Source organism: Nonomuraea montanisoli (assembly GCF_013363975.1).
GTDB classification, from domain to species: Bacteria; Actinomycetota; Actinomycetes; order Streptosporangiales; family Streptosporangiaceae; genus Nonomuraea; species Nonomuraea montanisoli.
In genome coordinates this window covers 1-294 of sequence record NZ_JABWGN010000068.1, presented here as the reverse complement: position 1 = coordinate 294, position 294 = coordinate 1, and the positions used below count along the sequence as shown (strand labels likewise).

Here is a 294-nt window from a genome sequence, read left to right as displayed (position 1 = left end):
GCCCCGCGGCATCGTGGGCACCGACCGGCCGATCGGCCCCGTCACCGGCGTGGCCAACACGGGCGCGGTGCCGATGACGTTCAGCTTCACCGCCGGGCCGAACGACATGCTGCTCGTCGTGCCGGTCGTGGCGCGCACGGGCGTGTTCGCCTCGCTCAGCCCGAGCGGGGCGCCGCCCAACCCCAGCGGAGCCCCCCGCCCCGCCGGCTCTCCCGCGCCGTCCGGCTCCGCTCCGGACGTCACAGGGAGCCCGTCACCCACCGCCACCCCATGACCATCCGGGCGTAACCCCCG

The 294-nt window shown here is 76.9% G+C and carries 1 pseudogene; it reads left to right on the top strand.

Annotated elements, in window-relative coordinates:
- Positions 1–274 (top strand): annotated as a pseudogene (locus HTZ77_RS45010) (hypothetical protein); the annotation flags it as partial.
- Positions 275–294: the final 20 nt, after the last annotated feature.